This window comes from Streptomyces sp. NBC_01515, from assembly GCF_045040345.1.
Taxonomy (GTDB): Bacteria; Actinomycetota; Actinomycetes; order Streptomycetales; family Streptomycetaceae; genus Streptomyces.
Window position 1 is genome coordinate 6,153,359 of the sequence record NZ_CP109416.1, and the last position, 20,028, is coordinate 6,173,386.

The following is a 20,028-nucleotide window of genomic DNA, read 5'->3' on the forward strand; positions in this document are numbered from 1 at the left end:
CATCGACCCTAACGAGGTAAGGGCACGGCCCGCGATGGAGCCTGGCGTCAGCGCTGGTCGTCGTGGGGTACGCGACGGAAGAGCAGATCGTTCACGACATGACCCTTGTCCAGTCCCTGGCCCTCGAAACGGGTCAGCGGCCGGAACTCCGGACGGGGCGCAAAACCGCCGTCAGGTTGGCTGTTCTCGAAGTCCGGGTCCGCGTCGAGCACTTCGAGCATCTGCCCCGCGTACGGCTCCCAGTCGGTCGCGCAGTGCAGGGTCGCGCCGGGCTTGAGGCGGGTCGCGGCGAGGGTGAGGAACTCCGGCTGGATCAGCCGCCGCTTGTGATGCCGCTTCTTGGGCCAGGGGTCCGGGAAGTACACGCGCAGGCCGTCGAGGGAGTCCGGGGCGAGCATCTCGCGGAGCAGGATGATCGCGTCCCCGTTGGCGACGCGGATGTTGGACAGGCCGTGGTGGTCGGCGAGGCGGAGGAGGTTGCCCTGGCCCGGGGTGTGCACGTCGGCGGCGAGGATGTTCGTCGCGGGGGCTTCGGCGGCCATCTGGGCGGTGGCCTCGCCCATGCCGAAGCCGATCTCCAGGACGACGGGGTTGTCGTTTCCGAACAGCTCGGGGAGATCGAGGGTTCGTTGGCCGTCGATGTCCAGGCCCCACTTGGGCCACAGGCGTTCCAGGGAGTCTGCCTGGCCGGCTGTCACCCGGCTTCTGCGGGGCTGGAAGCTTCGGATGCGGCGTTCGAAGTGGGAGCCGGCGGGGTCGGGCGTAGGCCCGTCGGGGAAACGGGGCTCGCCCTTGGCCCGGGTTCGCTGCGCGGGCTCGGTGGGGGTGTTGGGGGTGTCAGACACAATGGGTTGATTTTACTGGGCGTGCGCCTTTGCGTCTGCGTGGCTTGTGTTGTCGGGCGAGTGCGGGTGCGTTGGGGCTGGTCGCGCCCACGCGGCGGAGCCGCATATCGATACAGCCCCGCGCCCCTAGGGGGTTGCCCTGTCCGGGGTTTGGAGTGGTCGTCGGTCTTGGTGCAATACGGCCAAGGCTCGGCGGGCTACCTCTCTGCCGATCGGGAGGGAGGCTGTTGCCGCTGGGCTGGGGGCGTTGAGGACGTGGATGGCTCGGGGGCCCTCCTTGATCAGGAAGTCGTCGACCAGGGTGCCGTCCCGCAGGACCGCCTGCGCCCGTACGCCCGCCGCCGATGGGACCAGGTCGTCCGGGGTCACCGCCGGGAGGAGGCGTTGTACGGCTGCCGTGAACGCGGTCTTGGAGATGGACCGGCGGAGTTCCCCCGCGCCGTAGCGCCAGTGCTGTCGGGCCATGTGCCAGGTGCCGGGCCACGTTGCCGTCGTCGCGATCTCCCGGGGGTTCACGACGCCCCAGTCGTAGCCCTCGCGGGCCAGAGCCGGGACCGCGTTCGGGCCGAGGTGCACGCTGCCGTCGATCCCGCGCGTGAGGTGGACGCCGAGGAACGGGAACGCCGGGTCGGGAACCGGGTAGACCAGGCCCCGGACCAGCTCGGGGCGGGTGAGGGTGTAGTACTCGCCCCGGAACGGCACGATCCGCATCTCCGGGTCGTCGCCGGTGAGACGGGCCACCTCGTCGCAGTGCAGGCCGGCGCAGTTCACCAGCACGCGGGCGCGGACGACGTCACCGCCGGTCCCGGTCACCGTACGGACGGCGACCCCGCGCTCCGGGCGCCGGTCGATGTGGGCGACCCGCGCGCCGTAGCGGATCTCCGCGCCGGAGGCCTCGGCGAGATGGCGGGCGACCTCGGTGTAGTCGCAGATACCGGTCGTCGCGACCTGTATGGCCGCGAGGCCGCGCACCTCGGGTTCGTACTCCGCGATCTGGGCGCCGCCCAGCTCCCGGACCGCGATGCCGTTCTCCCGTCCGCGCTGCACGAGCGCGTGCAGGCGAGGCAGCTCGGCGCGCTCCGTGGCGACGATCAGCTTCCCGGTGACGGCATGCGAAACCCCGTACTCCGCACAGAACTTGACCATCTCGGCAGCCCCGCCCACCGCATACCGCGCCTTGAGCGACCCGGGCCGGTAGTAGATCCCGCTGTGGATCACCCCGCTGTTGCGGCCTGTCTGGTGCCGGGCGGGCCCGGCCTCCTTCTCCAGCACGGTGACGCGCGTACCTGGCGCGGCACGCGTGATCGCGTACGCCGTGGACAGCCCGACGATCCCGCCACCGACCACGAGCACGTCACAGTCGTACCCGACCCCAGCCCGCACGTGCACCACCTCCCGGCTTCGATAGTGCACTGCACCACTGACAATGCCTTCAAACCCCGGGAGGGCTACACGCCGCCAGGGGCGCGGGGAACTGCGCGACAAGCCACGACGCACCCGCACTCGCAAGACAACACAAGCCAGGCAAATCCTTAGGCGGGCGCCATCAACAACGGCCGAGCCCTCTCCCGCAGCTCCACAACCCGCGGCTCATCCCCGTAAGGCTCCAGCCGGTGCAGAAGATCCTTCACGTACTCGGTAGTCCGAGCAGACGAGATCCGCCCAGCGACCTCAACCGCCCGAACCCCTTGCTCGCACGCCGCATCAAGATTCCCCGACTCCAACTCGGCGACGGCCGAGACAACCAGCCGGAGACCATGCGACCGCACGAACTCCTCCGTCGGCTTCGACAACGCCTGCTCGGTGAACCGACGGACCTGACGCGGTGCCTTCAGATCCCGGTAGCACTCGGCCGCGTCGGCGGCGAACCGGTCGTAGGAGTAGAACCCGAGCCACGACGGATCGTTGTCGCCCTCCCGGGACCGCTCAAGCCACCCCTCGGCGGCCTTCAGGGCAGCGCCGGCCGCCTGCGCGTCCCCCGCCTTCGCGTGGGACCGCGCCTCGACGAGCCGGAAGAAGCTCATGGTGCGGGCGGTCGCGAGCCCCCGGTTGCGTTCCAGGGCCGCCTGCGCGAGGTCGACGCCCTCGTCGCCGAAGCCCCGGTAGGTCGCCTGGAGCGACATCGACGCCAGCACATAGCCCCCCAGGGGGACGTCCGCCGCCGCGCGGGCAAGACGCAGCGCCTGGATGTAGTACCGCTGCGCCGCCTCCTGTTGACCCGTGTCGAAGGCCATCCACCCCGCGAGGCGGGTGAGTTCGGCACTCGCCCCGAACAGCGCTCTGCCGACCTCGTCGGAGTACGAGCCGAGCAGCAGCGGTGCCGCCTCCACCCGGAGGCACTCGGGCACCATGGACGAACGCCAGTCGCCGCCCCCGTACTTGGAGTCCCAGCGCCTCGCGTCCTCCGCGGCCTCCCGCAGCTTCTGCACATCGCTGTGGCCGACTTTGAGCGGTGTCCCGGAGCTCTCGGCGGAGTTGGCCTCGCGCGCCACCGAACTGTCGGCCGGGGTTATCAGCCACCGTGAGGCGGGCGTTGCGTATGCGCTGACTGCGAACGACCCGGCGAGGGACTGCCAGATGCCGCCGGAGCCGGCCCGGCGGCCGGCGAGGTCGAGCCGGTACAACTCCGTTGCGGAACGCACGGCTTGGCCGACGTCCCGGGGAAAGGCGAGGCCCACTTCCGGCGCGGGATCCGCGTCCGCCAGGCCGATCTCGTGGAGCGGCACAGGGCGGCCGAGCTTCTGGCCGATGGCGGCCGCGATGAGGTGCGGGGCGGCGCCCTGGGGCACCATTCCCTTCGACACCCAGCGCGCCACCGACGTCTTGTCGTAGCGAAGTGTCAACCCGCGTTGAGCGCCAAGATCGTTGACGCGACGCGCGAGTCCTGCGTTGCTGATTCCCGCGAGGGCGAGAACGGTGCCGAGTTTTTCGTTCGGCCCGCGTTGCTCCCTGGACATGCGCCACCCCTCGACACAGACGGCTGCCGCGCTGGCATAACCACCCGGCATTCGTAAACCCAGCGTAGTTCGCCGCATCCCAAGCGTTAAGGGGCATTGTTCCGGTTGGCGGGATTGTGGTCCGTACGCGAGTGCGGGGTTTGCACGCAGGGTTGCGACGTGCCCCCGTCGTGTGGCCGTGCGCCCGTGTGTGCGCTCTTCTCCGGCCATCCCGGGAGCGCTTCGATGGATCGTGCGTGGGTCGGCCCGCTGTACTGGATCCAGTGGGCTGGGGGACACCGCCGCCTACATCCCCGCGGGCGGCGGACCGGTCCGGGAGGCGTACTCCGCCTCCCGGACTGTGCGCGGTGCGAAGCGGTGCGCACGGCATGTACGGAGCGTGCGCGAGCCTGTCCTCGTAACACCGATTTGGCCGAAAACCGCCCCTGCCTCCCGATGTCGAATACCGCTCCTACCATGGGAGTTGAGGGCGCGTTAGGTGTTTTGGGGGAGCGTATCGGGGGCGCATTCGCGTCGTGGACGTAGGGTCTTCCTTGTCCGGTTGTCCCTCGTCCAGGGCGTCTTCACGCGATCTCAAGCGGCTTCTCCGGCCCTCCGGAAGGCGTCCTTCATGGCAGCATGGTGCCCAGTTCGTGCGGTGCACTGGTTGTCCACAGCCTGTGGAGGCGTCGATGCGGTGGTTGGTGGGATGGAGCAGTACCGCCGCTGGAGCCGCCACGATCGGTTCCGCGGGGGCGACCGGCCTCGACGGTGAGACGGTCCACCCGGTCGGGTCCCAACTCCTGTGGGGCGACCCGGATCCGCTGTGGGCGGTCGGCGACTGGCGGCCCGACGAGGTACGGGTCGTGAAGGTCGACGCCGAGACCCGCATCGCCGTCCTCGGTACGTGCGGTGCCACCGACGAGGAGCTGCGCCTCAGCCTGTTCTCCGCGCGCGGAGGGGCACTTCGGCATCTGACGGCCTGGTCGGGCAGTTACACGGCGGTCGTCAAGGTCAACCGCCGCACCATGGTCTGCGGCGATCTCGCGGGCGCCAAACCGGTGTTCTACACCCCCTGGGCCGGCGGTACGGCGTACTCCACGGCCGCGCTCCCGCTCGCCGACCTCATCGAGGCCAACCTCGACTTCGGCCACCTCGCCGCGCTGCTCGCCGCCCCGGACGTCCCCGCCGCGCTGCACGACTCGACGCCGTACGAGGGCGTACGGCGCATTCCGCCCGGGCATGCGCTGGTGCTGCGCGCCGGGGCGCGCGAGATCGCCGGGTACGAGCCGGTCGCCTCCCTCGCGGTCGCGGCGGCTGCCGTCGACCCGGACAGCGCGGTGGACGCCGTACGGGACGCGCTCGTCGAGGCCGTGCGCGCGCGTCTCTCCGCGCCCCGGCACGTTCCCGACATAGACCCGGGGCCCGTCCCCGGTATGGGGCCCGCCGAACGGCGTGCCGCGCGCGGGATGCCCGTTCCCGGGATCGGGGCCGACCTCTCCGGGGGGCCCGCCTCCGGGACGCTGGCCCTGCTCGCCGCCGGGCTGCCGGGTGCGCCGGGCACGGTCCTCGGGCACGGCACCGGCGCGGGCGAACGGCTCCTGGCCGTCACGTTCAACGATCTCGCCGTCCCCGGGCGCGAGTCCGAGGTGGAGCGCGCGGGCACGCTCGCCGCCAACCCGCGGCTGCACCACGTGGTGGTCACCGGCGCCGAGGACGTCCTGCCGTACGCCGAACTCGACGGCCCCCTCACCGACGAACCCGGCCCCTCCCTGATCGTCGCCGCCCGCCACCGCGCGCGGCTCGCCGCGGGCAGCGCCGACCACTTCACCGGCTACGGCGCCCGCCAGGTCCTGGACGCGCATCCGGCCCGCCTCGCGGACCTCCTGATGGACCGCAAACGGCGTCATCTGGTGCGCCCGGTGGCCGCGTTGGCGAAGGCGGACGGTTCGGTGATGGTCCCGGGGCGCGTCTACGGCGCGGCCCGCCGCCTCGCCCGAACGCCCTACGGCGCGGGACTCGAAGTCCTCGCCGACCGGTTGATGAACCAGCGCTTCGACGAGCCCGGCGGTGCCGTCGGTGCCTCCCTCGCCGCGCTCACCTGGGCCAGACCGGGGCCCGCCGCACGCTGGCTGACCGGCGAGGCCCTGGCTGAAGTATCGGTTCGCCTGCAGAGTGCGCCCAGCCGTCAGGGCAGCGGCCCCGGCCAGCGCCCCGGCGACTTCCGCGCGCGTGCCGCCCTCGCCCGCCACGCCAACGACCTCCGCGTCCTGGAGCAGGCCGCCGAGATCCGCTCCCAGCGCCTGCACACCCCCTTCCTCGACAACCAGGTGGTCCGCGCCTGCCGTTCCCTCCCCGAGGCGCTACGGGTCCAGCCGGGCGCCCGCGCGGCCATCCTGCGCACGGTCCTGGAGGGCGCCGGCGTGGGCGACCTCCCGCCCGGCTGGGGCGCCCCCTCCCACGCCTCGACGGCAGCCGCGGCCCGTAAGGGTCTACGGGTCGCGGCGGACTCCCTGATGGACCTGTTCGCCACGCCGTTGCTCGCGCAGGCGGGCCTGGTGGAGGCCCGCGTCGTCCGCAAGGCGCTCCGCGCGGCGGCCCAGGGCGAGCCACTGCCCCTGGACGGCCTCGCGGACCTGGTCTCCCTGGAACTGTGGCTGGGCCGGCTGCTGGCCCGCCGGGGCACCTGCTGGACGGGCACACCGGCACGCGCGCGTGCAGTGCCGGAGGGGATCCGGCCGCAGCGGGGGGCGTTGGCCTCGGGGGCGTGAGCGGCGGGAGCTTGAGCGGGTGGGCGTGACGTCCGTCCCGGAACGGCCCGCCCCTCGACAAGCCCCCGCAGACCTCAACTCCCCATCGCCTCCCGTACGGCGGCGACCAGTTCCGCCACGCCCCGCTCCTTCAGCACCCCGTAGTGGTCCCCCTCCAGCTCGACCACGACCGGCGGCTTCGCGGAGTACCCGGACGCGCCCTCCAGGAACGAGTAGTCGTCGCCCCGCGCCTTGAAGACGGTGATCGGGGCCTCCACCCTCCGCTCCGCCAACTCCCGGAACGTGTAGTCGAATTCGTACGTCGTCGCGACGATGCGGGTGATGCGGCGGATCGTCTCGGTGTCGAGCGCCGGGAGCAACTCGCCGATGTACGACACGAAACTCTCCTCGTCCCGTGTCGCGGCGAGGCACGCGGCAAGGGCCGGGCCCTCGATGGTGCCCGCGAAGACGGAGAAGAGGATCGTCACGTACGCGGGGTTCGTGTACGACGCGTCGCGGCCCCAAGTCCGGCCGTCCGTACGGCGGATCTCCGGGTTGCCGGGGCAGATCAGCAGCAGGCGCTCGACCTTCTCGCCCGCCCGCTCCAGCTGCCAGGCGGCCTCGAAGGCGACCCGGGCGCCGAAGGAGTAGCCCCACAGGGTGTACGGCCCGCTCGGCTGGACGCGCCGGAGTTCGCGGAGGTCGGCGCTCGCCATCTCGCGGATGGTGGCGTACGGGGTCTCGCCGGCGTTGATGCCGTGCGCCTGGACGCCGAAGAAGGGGCGGTCCAGGGCGACTTGGCCACCGAGGAGACGCAGGTTCATCGGGTAGCCGCCGAGCCCGGGCCAGCAGAAGACCGGGGTGAAGCCGCCCTCGCGGGCCAGGGGGATCAGCCGGGACACGGGGGCGGCCGGGGCCTCGTCGATGCGGGCGGCCAGTTCGCGCAGGGTGGGTGCCTCGAAGAGGGCCTGGAGGGGGAGCTTCGTGCCGTACTCCCTGTTGATCCGGTTCACGAGGGCTACGGCGATCAGCGAATTGCCGCCGCAGGCGAAGAAGTTGTCCTCGGTGGAGACGTCGGCCGGGTCGGGGTACTTCAGCGCCGTTCCCCAAGTGACCGCCAGGCGGATCTCCGTGGGGGTCGCCGGTGCGACGTACGGGCCCGTCGTGCGGGCCGAGGTGACCTCCGGGGCGGTCGCGAGGGCCTTGGTGTCGATCTTGCCGTTGGCCGTCAGGGGGAGCGCGTCCAGGACGAGGACGCGGCCCGGGAGCATGAAGTCCGGGAGGGAGCGGGCGAGTTCGTCGCGGATCATCTCGGCGGGGCCCTTGGTGTGCACGGCGTCCTCGCGCATGCCCTCGCTCGCGACCTGCTCGGCACCGACCCGGCCGCCGAGGAAGAAGTACGACGTCCCGCCCGCGATGCCGGCGGCGCCGAGGATGTCGTCCAGGCGGCGGGCGGACGGCAGCGGGTGGCCGGTCTTCGAGGAGTAGCCCGAGGCCATGAAGCCGAAGCCCGGGGTGCGCTGGAGGTGGTGCAGCCGGGTGCCCAACTCGATGTACTCCAGCCAGGGTTCGGCGGCCCGGCCGACCGCGCTGATGCCGAAGCTCGCGCGGTCGTAGACGCCCTGGTTGATGGCGATGACGTGCCGGGGTTCGATCAACTCCTCGCCCAGCGGCTCCAGTCGGCCCTCGCGGTAGCGGTACTGGCCGCCGGGCAGGCCCTCGACCCGGCCGGGGTGGGCCTGCACGAACAGCTCGGTGGAGTCGCGGCGCGGCTCACCGTCGTCCGGCGTGATCGCGAACGTGCCGAGGTAGTGGTCCTCGTCGGCGACGTCGAGGGTGTCCTTGACGGCGGGGAAGTGCCCCAACGGCCGCACGGTCAGGCCGTGTTCGGGGAGCACCTCCTCCAGGACCCCGAGCATGTGGCCGGCCTCGAATTCCAGGACCTCCTGGATGTTGGTCCGGTAGACGGGTTCGATCGCGCGCCGCTTGCCGAGGAAGTGCAGGACGAGCCCGCCGGCCGGGCAGTGGCCGCTCGGGTCGCCCACCCGGACCAGGGTGTGGTCGGCGGGGTGGTGGTAGTACACGCCGGGCGCGAGGCCCGCCGCCCCGCCGGACTCGATGTGCAGCTGGGTGGCGTACAGGGCGCCGGGGGAGGCGTAGGAGTACTTGGGGAGCAGCCGCTCCTCGCTGCGGAAGGGGCCCAACCAGCGCAGCACCGAGCCGAGTTGGTCCATCGAGAGATCGGCGAGCGGGCGGGGGTGCCGGGGTGTCCGGCGCGGGGCGAGCAGGTCGAGGAGGTCGGTGTGGGTGACCGGGCCGCCCTCGTAGAAGCGGTAGGTCTTGCGGGCGAAGGCCGTGCGGCGCTGTTCGGGGGTCGCCTCGCGGCCCGGGAGGGCGATGACCGGGCGGCCCGCCAGCTCGGCGGGCTCGCGCAGGCCCGGGTTGGACAACTGCACCTTGACCTGGAGCTTCGACGCCTTGGACTGGTGGTGGGCGCCGTGGGCGCCCTGGTCCATGACGGCGGCGGTACGGGGGTTCAGCTCGACGCAGGCGACGAGCGCCTGGTGGCCGGTGCGGGCGTCGTCGGTGACGAGCGTGGCCGCGCGGCGGACCCAGGTGTGTTCCTCGATGCGGGCCGCGACCTCCTCCAACTCGACGCGGTAACCCCGGAGTTTGACCTGGTTGTCGGTACGGCCGACGAACTGCAGCGTGCCGTCCGGGTTCCACAGGCACACGTCACCCGTGCGGTACAGGCGCTCGCCCGCGGCGAACGGCGAGTCCACGAACCGTTCCGCGGTCTGCTCCGGGCGACCAAGATAGCCGCGGGCCAACTGGACTCCGCCCAGGTGGAGTTCGCCGCTCTCGCCGATGTCGACGAGCGCGCGGTTCTCGTCGAGGACGTAGGCGCTCAGGCCGTCGACGGGGACGCCGATCGGGACGGTCGCGCTCGCACCGCCGCCCAGGTCCTCGGGGTCGACCTGGTGGGCGGTGGCGTTGATGGTGGTCTCGGTCGGGCCGTACAGGTTGATCAGGGAGACCCCGGGCAGCTCGGCGAGGACGTCGCGGGCGAGCCGGTGGGTGAGGGCCTCGCCGCCGGAGAAGACCCGCTCCAGCGAGGTGCAGGACGCGAACTCCTCGGTGTCCAGGAGGGCTTGGAGCAGCGTCGGCACGCACTGCAGGGTGGTGACCCCGCCCGCCCGTACCGCCGCGAGGACGGCCTCGGGGTCGCGGTGGATGCCGGGGGCACCCATCACCACCCGGGCGCCGACGGCGGGGGCGAGGATCTCCCACTGGGCGGCGTCGAAGCTCATCGGCGTCTTCTGCAACACCGTGACCTGCGGCCCGAGATGACCGCAGTCGGCCAGCCAGCGGAGCTGATTGACGACGGCCCGGTTCTCGATCATCACGCCCTTGGGGCGACCCGTACTCCCCGAGGTGTAGATGACGTAGGCCAGCTGGTCCGGGGCCGGCGCGGACGCGGCCGGGGCCAACTCGCCCTCGGGCGGCGCGTCCTGCGGGGTGAGGACCGTCGTGCCGCGCGGTGCCAGGGCGGTGACCCGGTCGCGCAGATGGGGCTGGGTGACGACGACCGAGGTCCCGGAGTCCTCCAGCATGTAGCGCAGCCGGTCCTCCGGGTAGTCCGGGGACAGCGGCAGATAGGCGGCGCCGGCGGCGAGGATGCCCCACGCGCCGACCATCAGGTCCAGGGACGGTTCGGTGAACAGGCCCACGCAGGTGTCGGGGCCGATCCCGAGCCGGGTGAGCCGCTCGCCCAAGTCGCTGCTACGGCGGTGGAGTTCGCCGTACGAGAGCCGGGTGTCGCGGTAGTCGACGGCCGTCGCGTCGGGGCGCAGGGCGGCCTGGTGGGCGAGCAGGTCGGGCAGGTGGCTGCCCGTGAGCGGTATGCCGGACGTAGGTGCACTCGCGGTCTTCATTGGCGTGGTTCCCCCTGTTGATCAGCCGTTGATCAGGGTGCGGTCGGGGGCTACCGAAGGCTTCCCGTGCCGGTACCGCCCGGCGCGGGACCGGCGCGGGACGGGTTCGGGACCGGCGGGAGCCAGGCTCGGTCGCAGCCGAGAACTGAGGGGCAAGCCGCCGTGACCAAGATCGTGCTCATCTCCGGGAGCGTCCGTAGGGACTCGCTCAACGCGTCCGTCCTCGCCACCGTGCGCCGCCTGCTGACCGAGCGGCCGGACGGGGACACGTACGAGATCGAGTCGCTGTCCGTGGGCCTGCTCCCGCACTTCGACTGGGACGTCGAGCAGACGGACGACCCGCCCGCCGTACGCGCCGCCAAGCAACTCGTTGGCGACGCCGACGCGTTGTTCATCAGCACCCCCGCCTACAACGGCGAGATGCCGGGCGTCCTCAAGAACGCCCTCGACTGGCTCTCCCGCCCCAACGGCACCAGCGCCCTGACCGACAGGACCGTCGCGCTCACCAGCGCCTCCCCGGGCGCGCGAGGCGCCGTCGACGCGCAGACCGCACTCGCCCGGGTGCTGACCCGCTGCGGCGCACGCGTGGTGGACCACGAGCCGGTCTCCGTCGGCCGCGCGGCCCAACTCCTTACCCCCGAGGGAGATTTCACCGATCCGGAGACCGTCGCGGCCCTGAGCGGCCTGATCGACGCGACCCTGGCGGCGCTGCGCGAGCCGGCGGGGGCGAACGCATGAGGAACCACGGACGTGGCGTCGCGCCGACGGCGGAGGGGCCGCACGGATCGACCGCCCCGGATTCGGCGTACGGCCTGCGCGGCCCCGCTGCCCCGCGACCGGCGGACGGCCCGCACGAGCCCGGCCTCCCGCGACCGGCGGACGGCTCGCAGGACCCCGTCCGCCTCCAATCGGCGAACGGCCTGCGCGCCCCCGCTGCCCCGCGACCGGCGAGCGGCCCGCACGAGCCCGGCCTCCCGCGACCGGTGGATGGCTCGCAGGACCCCGCTCACCTCCAGCCGGTGAACGGCCTGCGCGGCCCCGCTGCCCCGCGGCCGGTGGGCGGCCCGCACGAGCCCGGCCTCCCGCGACCGGTGGATGGCTCGCAGGACCCCGCCCACCTCCAACCGGTGGACGGCCCGCAGGACCCCGCTCACCTCGAACCGGCGTACGGCCTGCTCCGCACCCTGCGGGAAGACCTCCGTGTGGTCGTCGAGCGCGACCCGTCCATCCGCAGCCGCCGCGAAGCGCTGTTGCACCCCGCGCTGCCCGCCCTGTGGACGCACCGGGTCGCCCACCGCCTGCATCGCCGCGGGCACCGGATGACCGCCCGGCTGCTGGCCTACGGCGCCCGGCGCGCCACCGGTGTGGAGATCCACCCCGGTGCCGAGCTGGGCCGGCGGGTGTTCATCGACCACGGCGCGGCCGTGGTGATCGGGGAGACCGCGCAGGTCGGGGACGACGTGACGATCTACCACCAGGTGACGCTCGGCGCGGTCGGCTGGTGGAGCGATGTGAAGCGGCCGGAGGGCGAACGCCGGCACCCCCGCGTCGGCAACGGCGTCGTGCTCGGCACCAACGCCACCGTGCTGGGCCCCGTGACCATCGCCGACCACGCCGTCATCGGCGCCCAGGCGCTGGTCAACAAGGACGTGCCCGCGTACGCCAGGGTCCTCGCGCCGACCGCCGTCATCCGGGCCGAGGGGCACCAACCCCGCCTGATGGAGGACCTGTTCGCGGTGACCGCCTCGGCGGGGTCCTGGTGACCGCCCGCACCGCTCCCCGCCCGTTTCCCACCGAGGACCGCCCATGTCTCTGGCCGTAGTCGACAGCATCGCCGACCTCGTCGGCTCAACTCCCCTCCTGAGGCTGCCCCTTGAGGGCACGGACGCCCGGGTCCTCGCCAAGCTGGAGTGCGCCAACCCGCTGTCCAGCATCAAGGACCGGGCCGCCCTGTTCATGCTCCGGGCCGCCGAGGAACGCGGCGAACTCCGGCCCGGCGACACCGTGGTGGAGTCGACGTCCGGCAACACCGGTATCGCCCTGGCCGCGTTGGCGGTCGCGCGCGGCTACCGGTGCCTGATCGTGCTGCCCGACAACGCCACCCAGGAACGCGTCCTGACCCTCCGCATGCTGGGCGCCGAGGTCGAGTTCACCGACCACACCCTCGGGTTCGCGGGCTGCGTGGAGCGGGCCGAGAAGCTCGCGGCCGACCTCCCCGACTCCTGGTACGCGAGCCAGCACACCAACCCCGACAACGTACGGGCCCACTACACGACCACGGGCCCGGAGATCTGGCAGGCCACCGAGGGTCAAGTCACCCATCTGGTCTGCACGGTGGGCACCGGCGGCACTCTCACCGGCACCGCCCGCTACCTGCGCGAACGCAACCCGGAGCTGAGGGTCGTGGCCGTAGAGCCCACCGGCTCGGCCCTCCTGTCGGGCGGGGCGCCCGGACCGCACCGCATCCCCGGTCTCAACGGCGGCTTCATCAGCCCGGTCACCGACGTCGACCTGATCGACGAGGTGATCGCGGTCTCCGACGAGGACGCCGCCGCCGCCACCCGCGCGATCGCGGCCCGCACCGGACTCCTCGTCGGCATCTCCTCCGGCGCCGCCGCCCACGGCTGCGCCGAACTGGCCCGCCGCCACGACCTGTTGGACGCCACCGTGGTGACCGTCTTCCCCGACACCGGTGAGCGGTACCTCAGTTGGTGGCCCGAAGAGCCCACGGACGCCGAGGCCGACCGGTGAACTTCAAGGAGCTGCACCCCAACCTCCGGCTGCGCATAGCCGTCGCCTTCGTCCAGCGGTTCTTCGACATCATGCTCGTCCCGCTGATGGTGATCCACTTCGCGAAGCTCTACGGCGCCGCGACCGCCGGCCTCATGACGCTGGTCGTGGCCCTCGCGGCCATCACCTGCAACCTCGTCGGCGGCCACCTCTCGGACACCTACGGCCGCCGCCCGGTCCTGCTCGGCGGTGAACTCGGCGCCTGCCTCGCGTACTTGGGCCTCGCGTTCGTGGCCTCCCCGGCGGGCGGCGACAACGGCATCGTCCTGTACGTCCTGTACCTGGTCGCCGCCTGCTCGGCCGGCACCGCGCTGCCCGCGAACGACGCGATGCTCGTCGACGTCACCACCGTCGAGTCCCGCACCGCCATCTACACGATCAACTACTGGTCCACGAACATGGCGTTCATGCTGGGCTCGCTGGTCGGCGGCTTCTTCTACGGCGGCTACTTCTTCCAACTCCTCGCGGCGGCGGGCGTATGCCTCGGCGCGGTCTTCACCACCACCTTCCTCGGCATCAAGGAGACGGCACCCGAGGACGGCGTCGAGAACCCGCGCGGGGTCAAGTCCGCGCTCACCGGCTACCTCTTCGTCGTCCGCGACCGCGTCTTCCTGCGCCTCATCGTCGCCGCCCTGCTGATCCGCTCCATCGAGGTGCAGATCTCGTCGTCGATCGCGGTCCGGCTCGGCGACCACTTCACCACCCAGGACCTCATCGACCTCGGCCCGTGGCACGTGCGCGTGAACGGCGTCAACATGCTCGGCATCATGCGGGCCGTCAACACCCTGCTGGTCGTGTGCTGCGCGCTGTGGGTCGGCAAGCTGCTGGGCAAGGTCGGCGAACGGCGCCGGCTGATGGGCGGGATCGTCGTGTTCACCGCGGGCTACATGGTGTGGGCGGTCAGCGGCGACGCCTGGACCCTGATCGTGGCGACCTTCGTGGTCACGGCGGGCGAGCTGATGAACGCCCCGGTGAAACAGACCCTGTTGGCCAACTCGGTGCCGGACGCCTCCCGCACCAAGTACATGGCCGCGTACGGCCTCCAGGTCCGCCTCGGCCTCCTCGTCGGCTCGCTCTGCGTGACCGTCAGCGCCCTCGTCCCGCCCTGGGGCATGGCCGTCGTCTACGCCGTCTTCGGCCTCGCCGCGATGGCCCTGTACCAGTCGCTGTTCCGCGCCCAGGACGCCCGCACGGCCGCGGTCGCCCACCCGGTGCCGACCGCCGGCTGAGCCGCAACCGCCGTATCCCGCACACCTCCTGCGCATCTTCCTGAAAGGGCCCAGCAGTGACCGAGAACAACCGGATCCTCATGGTCCAGCCGTACCGCCAGCTGGTGGAGAAGGCCGTGGCCGCCGGCTTCGAGGTCGTCTCGATCTGGGACCCGACCCTCCAGTCGGAGGACTACCTCCGTGAAGTGGCGCGCCACTCCCGCGAGTTGCTGTACGCCGACTTCGCCGACGAGCCGGCCCTGCGCGCCCTGATCCGCGAGACGGCCCTCGCCCACGACGTGGCGCACGTGCTGCACCTCGGCAAGGAGTCCACGATGCTCCCGGCCGCGCTGGAGGCCGACGCCCTGGGCCTGGCCCTCAACCCGCCCGAGGCGGTCCGCCGCCTCAACGACAAGGCGGCGATGCGCACCCTCCTCGCCGAGCACGGTCTCTCCCCGATGCGCAGCGCGGTGACCGACACCCCCGCCGAAGTCCCCGCGCTGCTACGGGACTTCGGCTACCCGGCGATCGTCAAGCCGACCCGCCTCCAGGGCAGCGCGGGCGTCCGCCTGGTCCGCACGCCCGACGAACTCCACTCCTGGCAGCAGGAGTTGCAGACCTTCGCCTACGAAGGCCCGGTGGTCGTGGAGGAGTTCCTCGACGGCCCCGAGTTCAGTGTCGAGACGCTCAGCGCGGCCGGCGTCCACCAGGTCGTCGGCATCACCGCCAAGCAGGTCACGGACGGCCCGCTGTTCGTGGAGACCGGCCAGCTCTTCCCGGCCCCGCTGCCCGCCGAAACCGCCGTGGAGATGGGCGAGTTGGTGACGGCACTGCTCGACGCGGCCGGACACCGCTTCGGCCCCGCCCACACCGAGATCATCCTGACCGCCGACGGACCGCGCGTCGTCGAGTCGCAGGCCCGGCTCGGCGGCGACCGCATCCCGCACCTGATCCGCCTCGCCACCGGCTTCGACATCGAGGCGGCGATCTTCGAGGCGCTCGCGGGCCGCCCCTTCGCACCGGGCACCGCCGACCGCTCGGCCGCGATCTCCTTCTTCCAACTGGAGCCGGGCCGCATCGAGAAGATCCAGGGCGAGGGCGCCATAAGCGAGTTGACGTACGTCCACGACGTGCGCTTCCCCTACGGCCCCGGCGACGAACTCCCCGTCACCGTGCACTCCGGAAGCCGCCACGGGTTCGTCGTGGTCGAGGGAGCCGACGCCCGGGAGACCGAGGAACGGGCGCGTGCGGCACAGGAGTTGCTGCGGGTGACGTACACGTCGGCGCTCCTGAACGCCGTACGGACACAGCCCGCGCAGCCGATGGTCCCCGAGCGCACCCTGCTCCTCCTCGGACATCTCACCGAACCACTCCGCATCGCCAAGTCCCTCGGCCTGAACGTGATCCTGATCCAGCACAAGGACAAGTTCGACCCGGAGCAGGCGAAGCTCGCCGACGTCACCTTCGTCGCCGACTTCACGGACTGGACCGTGGTGGAACCGCTGGCCCGGGCCGCCCACCAGGTGTGGAACTTCGCCGCCGCGCTCTCCCTGACCGAGCCGGGACTGGAGATCGCGGGCCGGATCAACGACCTGTTCGGACTCGGCGGAACGAGCTACGAGACGGCCCGGCTCCTGCGGGACAAGCTCGCGATGCGCCGCCATCTCGCGCACGTGGCACCGGAGTTCGCGATCGGCGCCGGTCCGCTGACCGACCGGGAGAGCCTCGCCGCGTTCGGGCCCGCGCACGGCTACCCGTTCGTGGTGAAGCCGGTCGACCTGACCGCCGGGTTCGGCATCTTCAAGGTGTCCGGACCCGAGGACGTCGACACGGTGTGGCAGCACATCGAGGCGCTGCGCACGGGCGGGGTCGACCGGGGCACCACGCTCTACCAGGTCGGCGGCTACCTCATGGAGGAGTACATCCCGGGCCCCGAGTTCAGCATCGAGTCCTTCAGCTTCGGCGGCCGGCACGTCGTCGTCGCGATCACCGAGAAGCTCGTCGACGAGACCCACTTCGCGGAACTGGGCCACGCGATGCCGGCCAGGCTGAGCGCGGACCAGGAACGGCGCATCGAGGAGGCCGTGGCAGCGTTCCTCGACGCGGTCGGCCTCAAGGACGGCCCCGCGCATACCGAGTTGAGGCTCTCCCCGCGCGGGCCCCTCGTCATCGAGGGCCACAACCGCAACGGCGGCGGCCGCATCCAGACCCTCGTCCGGGCGGCCTACGACATCGACCTCGTCCGGTACACCCTCGCCTGGCCCTTCGGCCTGGCCGACCCGCTGTCCGCCCGCCCCGAGGCCCGCGCCGCGGGCTGCGTACGCGGCCTGCTCGGCCGCCCCGGCACGGTCGCCGAGGTCACCGGCGCCGAGGAACTCCGCGCCCACCCCGACGTCCTCGCCGTCGACATCGCCGCCCGCAAGGGCTCCGTACTCCGCGCCACCCGCGACAACTGGGACCGCCTCGGCCTGCTCGCCGTCACCGCCCCGACCACCGACAAGGCGGTCCTGCTCTGCGAGGAACTGGTCGCGACCGGGCTGACGGTCCGCATGGAAGGGGAGGACCGGGCATGACGGTCGTCGTACTGCACCGGCGGTCCCTGGGGGATCTGCCCTACGGGGAGTGGCTCGGCGGGGACGCGATCGTGGTGGACTCCTCCAGCACCGCCGCCGACTCCGCCTCCGCCACCGCCGAACTCGCCGTCCTGAGCCTCGCGTCGAACACGCACATCGCCGCCCTGGTCGCCCTGCACCCCGACGACCAGATCCGCGCCGGTTCGCTCCGGGACCACCTGTGCCTCCCCGGCCAGACCCGGGACGAGGCCGTGGCCGGCGCCGACGCGATCCGCGCGGCCGAGCTGCTCGGCGCCGCCGGTGTGCCCGTCGTACGGCGGACCCCCGCCGCCACGATCCCCGACCTGTACCGGGCCGCCCACGCCTGGGGATATCCCCTACGGGTACGGCGCAGGCGCGGCCCCGAGCGGGCGGTCGTCGCCGACCTCGGGGACGAGACCGCGCTGCGTGCCTTCGCCCGGGGCGGTCTCGCCGAGGGCGACACGGCCGCCACCGCGGGGCTCACCGTGGAACCCGCGACGAGCGGACCCCGGCACCACGGTCCGGGCAACCCCGCCACCGACGCGGCCCTCGCGGTGCTGCCCGCCGTAGCGGGGCATCCGCTCGAAGTCGCGGCCGTACGCGACGAGTTCGGCGCCTGGCGCGTCGACACCGTCCGGTACACGGGACGCACCACCGACGCACGCCGGCTCGTGTGCGCACAGGCACGGCAGCTCGAAAGCGTGGAGGCGGTCTGAATGAGTGTGCTCGTCCTGCACCAGGTCGGATCGCTGCGAGCGGTCCCCTACGACACCTGGTTCGCCGACCACGACGGTGACGTCCTGCTGCTCGCCTCGCGCGAGAACCTCGACCGGGTGGGGGAGCAACTCCCCCTGCCCGGCGCCGGATACGCGCACACCGAGGCGGTCGACGGCTACGACACGAGCGGCCGGCTGGAGGAACGCGCCCTGGACCTCGCGCGCGAGCACGGCGTCACCCACGTCGTCGCCCCGCACGAACGGGACCTCGAACGGGCCGCCGTACTACGGGAGATACTCGGCCTGCCCGGCCAACAGACGGAAACCGTGCTGCCGTTCAGGGACAAGTCCCTGATGAAGGAGCTGGCCGCGGCGGCCGGGGTGCGGGTGGCCGCGTACCGGGAGATGGAGACGGCGACCGACATCGTGGCGTTCGCCGACGCGCACGGCTTCCCCGTGGTCCTCAAGCCGCGCGACAGCGCGGGCTCGGTCGGCCTCCATATCCTGGGCACGCGCGAGGAGTTGGACACCTACCTCGCCGAGGACTTCGGCCTCTACGGCCCCGACCTGCCGAACCTCATCGCCGAGGAGTACGTCCCCGGCCCGCTCTGCCACATCGACGGCCTCGTGCTCGGCGGCCGGCTCGCGCTGGCCTGGCCCTCGCAGTACCAGTACGCCCTCGCCACCTTCGCCACCGACACCGGACCCCGGATCGACCTCACCCTCGACGTCGACGACCCGCTGTCCCACCGGCTGCTCGCGTTCACGGAGCGGCTGCTCGCGGCGCTGCCAGGACCGGAGAACTTCGCCTTCCACGCGGAGGTCTTCCACACGCCCGACGACGAGCTGGTGCTCTGCGAGATCGCCTGCCGCACGGGCGGTGCCGCGATCCGCGACATCGTGACGCTGCTGTTCGGCGCGGACCCCACGGAGAGCTGGCTGCGCGCCGAGGCCGGCCTGCCGGTGGCCGTCGGGCAACCGCCGTACGGTGAACGGCCGTTGCCCCGCACCATGACCGGCCAGCTGGTGCTGATGAAGCGCCCGGGACGCGTGGCCGCCGTACCGGACGCCGTGCCGCCGGAGTTCCCCTGGGTCGAGCGCTTCCGGGTCTTCGTCGAGCCCGGACAGACCATGACGGCGGCCCGGACCTCCTCCGACTTCCTGTGCACGGTGCTGGTCTCGGGCCCCGACCGCGCGGCCGTGGAGGAGCGGTTGCGGCAGGTCGAGACCTGGTTCCTGGAGCAGCTCGTGCTCGAAGACGCCTGACCCACTCCTGACACCTTTGAGGACACCGTGCCCCAGCCCATCGCCGACAGCATCGCCGACCTGGTCGGCTCAACTCCCCTGATCCGCCTGCGCATGGACGAAGCGGCGGACGGCGTAAGGGTGTTGGCCAAGCTGGAGTCCGTGAACCCGCTGTCCAGCATCAAGGACCGGGCCGCCCTGTTCATGCTGCGGGCCGCCGAGGAACGCGGCGAACTGCGGCCCGGCGGCACGGTCGTGGAAGCCACCTCGGGCAACACGGGCATCGCGCTGGCCGCCCTCGCCGCCGCCCGCGGCCACCGCTGTGTGATCGTGCTGCCCGACAGCGCGACCGCCGAACGGATCGCCCTGCTGGGGGCTTTGGGCGCCGAGGTCGTCCGCACCCCGCGCGAGACGGGCTACCAGGGCGCGATCGCCCGGGCCGAGGAGATCCACGCGGCCACGCCCGGCTCCTGGTTCACCCGCCAGCACGAGAACGAGGACAACGTCCGCGCGCACTACGAGACGACGGGCCCTGAGATCTGGGCGGACACCGGCGGCCGGGTCGACGTCCTGGTGTGCGGGGTCGGCACCGGCGGCACCCTGACCGGCATCGCCCGCTACCTCAAGGAGCGGAACCCGGCGGTGCACGTCGTGGCGGTGGAGCCGGAGAACTCCCCTGTGCTGTCCCGCGGTTCGGCCGGCCAGCACCGCATCCCCGGCCTCAACGGCGGCTTCGTCGCCGCCACCACCGATGTCTCCCTCATCGACGAGGTCGTCACCGTGGCCGACCCGGACGCCCTGCGCACGGCCCGTGAACTCGCGCGCGGCCAGGGCGTGTTCGTCGGCGTCTCGTCCGGCGCGGCCGTGCACGCCTGCGCCCGGCTCGTCGCCAAGCCCGAGTACGCGGGCCGGACCGTCGTCACCGTGCTGCCCGACACCGGCGAGCGCTACCTCAGCCTGTGGCAGGACGACCCCACCCCCAACACCCCCGACAGCAAGGAGCATTGAC

Annotated in this window: 13 protein-coding genes; 9 read left to right on the forward strand and 4 right to left on the reverse strand. The window is 72.3% G+C overall.

The genetic code is table 11. The features are described 5' to 3' along the window. Positions 1–47: 47 nt before the first annotated feature. The 3 genes from trmB to OG407_RS27730 all read right to left on the reverse strand — a co-directional run bounded on the left by trmB (position 48) and on the right by OG407_RS27730 (position 3,802). A complete protein-coding gene (gene trmB / locus OG407_RS27720; RefSeq protein ID WP_405862117.1) occupies positions 48–845 on the reverse strand; it encodes a tRNA (guanosine(46)-N7)-methyltransferase TrmB in 798 nt (265 codons plus the stop codon). 126 nt (positions 846–971) lie between these two features. Then, complete coding sequence (gene lhgO / locus OG407_RS27725) at positions 972–2,258, reverse strand: L-2-hydroxyglutarate oxidase (protein ID WP_405862118.1); 1,287 nt, start codon at positions 2,256–2,258, stop codon at positions 972–974. 119 nt (positions 2,259–2,377) lie between these two features. Continuing rightward, the gene (locus OG407_RS27730) at positions 2,378–3,802 is read right to left on the reverse strand and encodes an MFS transporter (protein WP_266858824.1); all 1,425 of its coding nucleotides are present in this window, start codon (positions 3,800–3,802) and stop codon (positions 2,378–2,380) included. Between the two features lie 671 nt (positions 3,803–4,473). On the opposite strand from OG407_RS27730, the gene OG407_RS27735 reads away from it, so the two are divergent. Further along, the gene (locus tag OG407_RS27735) at positions 4,474–6,552 is read left to right on the forward strand and encodes an asparagine synthase-related protein (RefSeq protein ID WP_405862120.1); all 2,079 of its coding nucleotides are present in this window, start codon (positions 4,474–4,476) and stop codon (positions 6,550–6,552) included. A gap of 74 nt (positions 6,553–6,626) precedes the next feature. Here OG407_RS27735 and OG407_RS27740 read toward each other — a convergent pair whose 3' ends face one another. After that, positions 6,627–10,466: an amino acid adenylation domain-containing protein gene (locus OG407_RS27740; RefSeq protein WP_405862122.1), complete on the reverse strand. Its 3,840-nt coding sequence runs from the start codon at positions 10,464–10,466 to the stop codon at positions 6,627–6,629. A 162-nt stretch (positions 10,467–10,628) separates the two neighbouring features. Here OG407_RS27740 and OG407_RS27745 point away from each other — a divergent pair, with 162 nt between their 5' ends. The 8 genes from OG407_RS27745 to cysK all read left to right on the forward strand — a co-directional run bounded on the left by OG407_RS27745 (position 10,629) and on the right by cysK (position 20,027). Then, positions 10,629–11,204 carry an NADPH-dependent FMN reductase gene (locus OG407_RS27745; protein WP_405862124.1) on the forward strand — a complete coding sequence of 192 codons (576 nt, stop codon included), beginning with the start codon at positions 10,629–10,631 and terminating at the stop codon, positions 11,202–11,204. Positions 11,205–11,638: 434 nt separating this feature from the next. Then, the gene (gene epsC / locus OG407_RS27750) at positions 11,639–12,229 is read left to right on the forward strand and encodes a serine O-acetyltransferase EpsC (protein ID WP_405868636.1); all 591 of its coding nucleotides are present in this window, start codon (positions 11,639–11,641) and stop codon (positions 12,227–12,229) included. Positions 12,230–12,272: 43 nt separating this feature from the next. Next, positions 12,273–13,217, forward strand: a complete 945-nt coding sequence (locus OG407_RS27755) for a PLP-dependent cysteine synthase family protein (protein ID WP_405862126.1) — start codon at positions 12,273–12,275, stop codon at positions 13,215–13,217. Further along, positions 13,214–14,485 carry an MFS transporter gene (locus OG407_RS27760; protein WP_405862128.1) on the forward strand — a complete coding sequence of 424 codons (1,272 nt, stop codon included), beginning with the start codon at positions 13,214–13,216 and terminating at the stop codon, positions 14,483–14,485. The genes OG407_RS27755 and OG407_RS27760 overlap by 4 nt, the downstream gene beginning before the upstream one ends. 56 nt (positions 14,486–14,541) lie before the next feature. Beyond that, the gene (locus OG407_RS27765) at positions 14,542–17,037 is read left to right on the forward strand and encodes an ATP-grasp domain-containing protein (RefSeq protein ID WP_405862130.1); all 2,496 of its coding nucleotides are present in this window, start codon (positions 14,542–14,544) and stop codon (positions 17,035–17,037) included. Continuing rightward, on the forward strand, positions 17,034–17,774 hold the full coding sequence (locus OG407_RS27770) for a hypothetical protein (RefSeq protein ID WP_405862132.1): 741 nt from the start codon (positions 17,034–17,036) through the stop codon (positions 17,772–17,774). Before OG407_RS27765 ends, OG407_RS27770 begins: the two co-directional genes overlap by 4 nt. Next, on the forward strand, positions 17,775–19,040 hold the full coding sequence (locus OG407_RS27775; RefSeq protein ID WP_405862133.1) for a hypothetical protein: 1,266 nt from the start codon (positions 17,775–17,777) through the stop codon (positions 19,038–19,040). Between the two features lie 27 nt (positions 19,041–19,067). Beyond that, on the forward strand, positions 19,068–20,027 hold the full coding sequence (gene cysK, locus OG407_RS27780; protein ID WP_405862135.1) for a cysteine synthase A: 960 nt from the start codon (positions 19,068–19,070) through the stop codon (positions 20,025–20,027). Position 20,028: the final 1 nt, after the last annotated feature.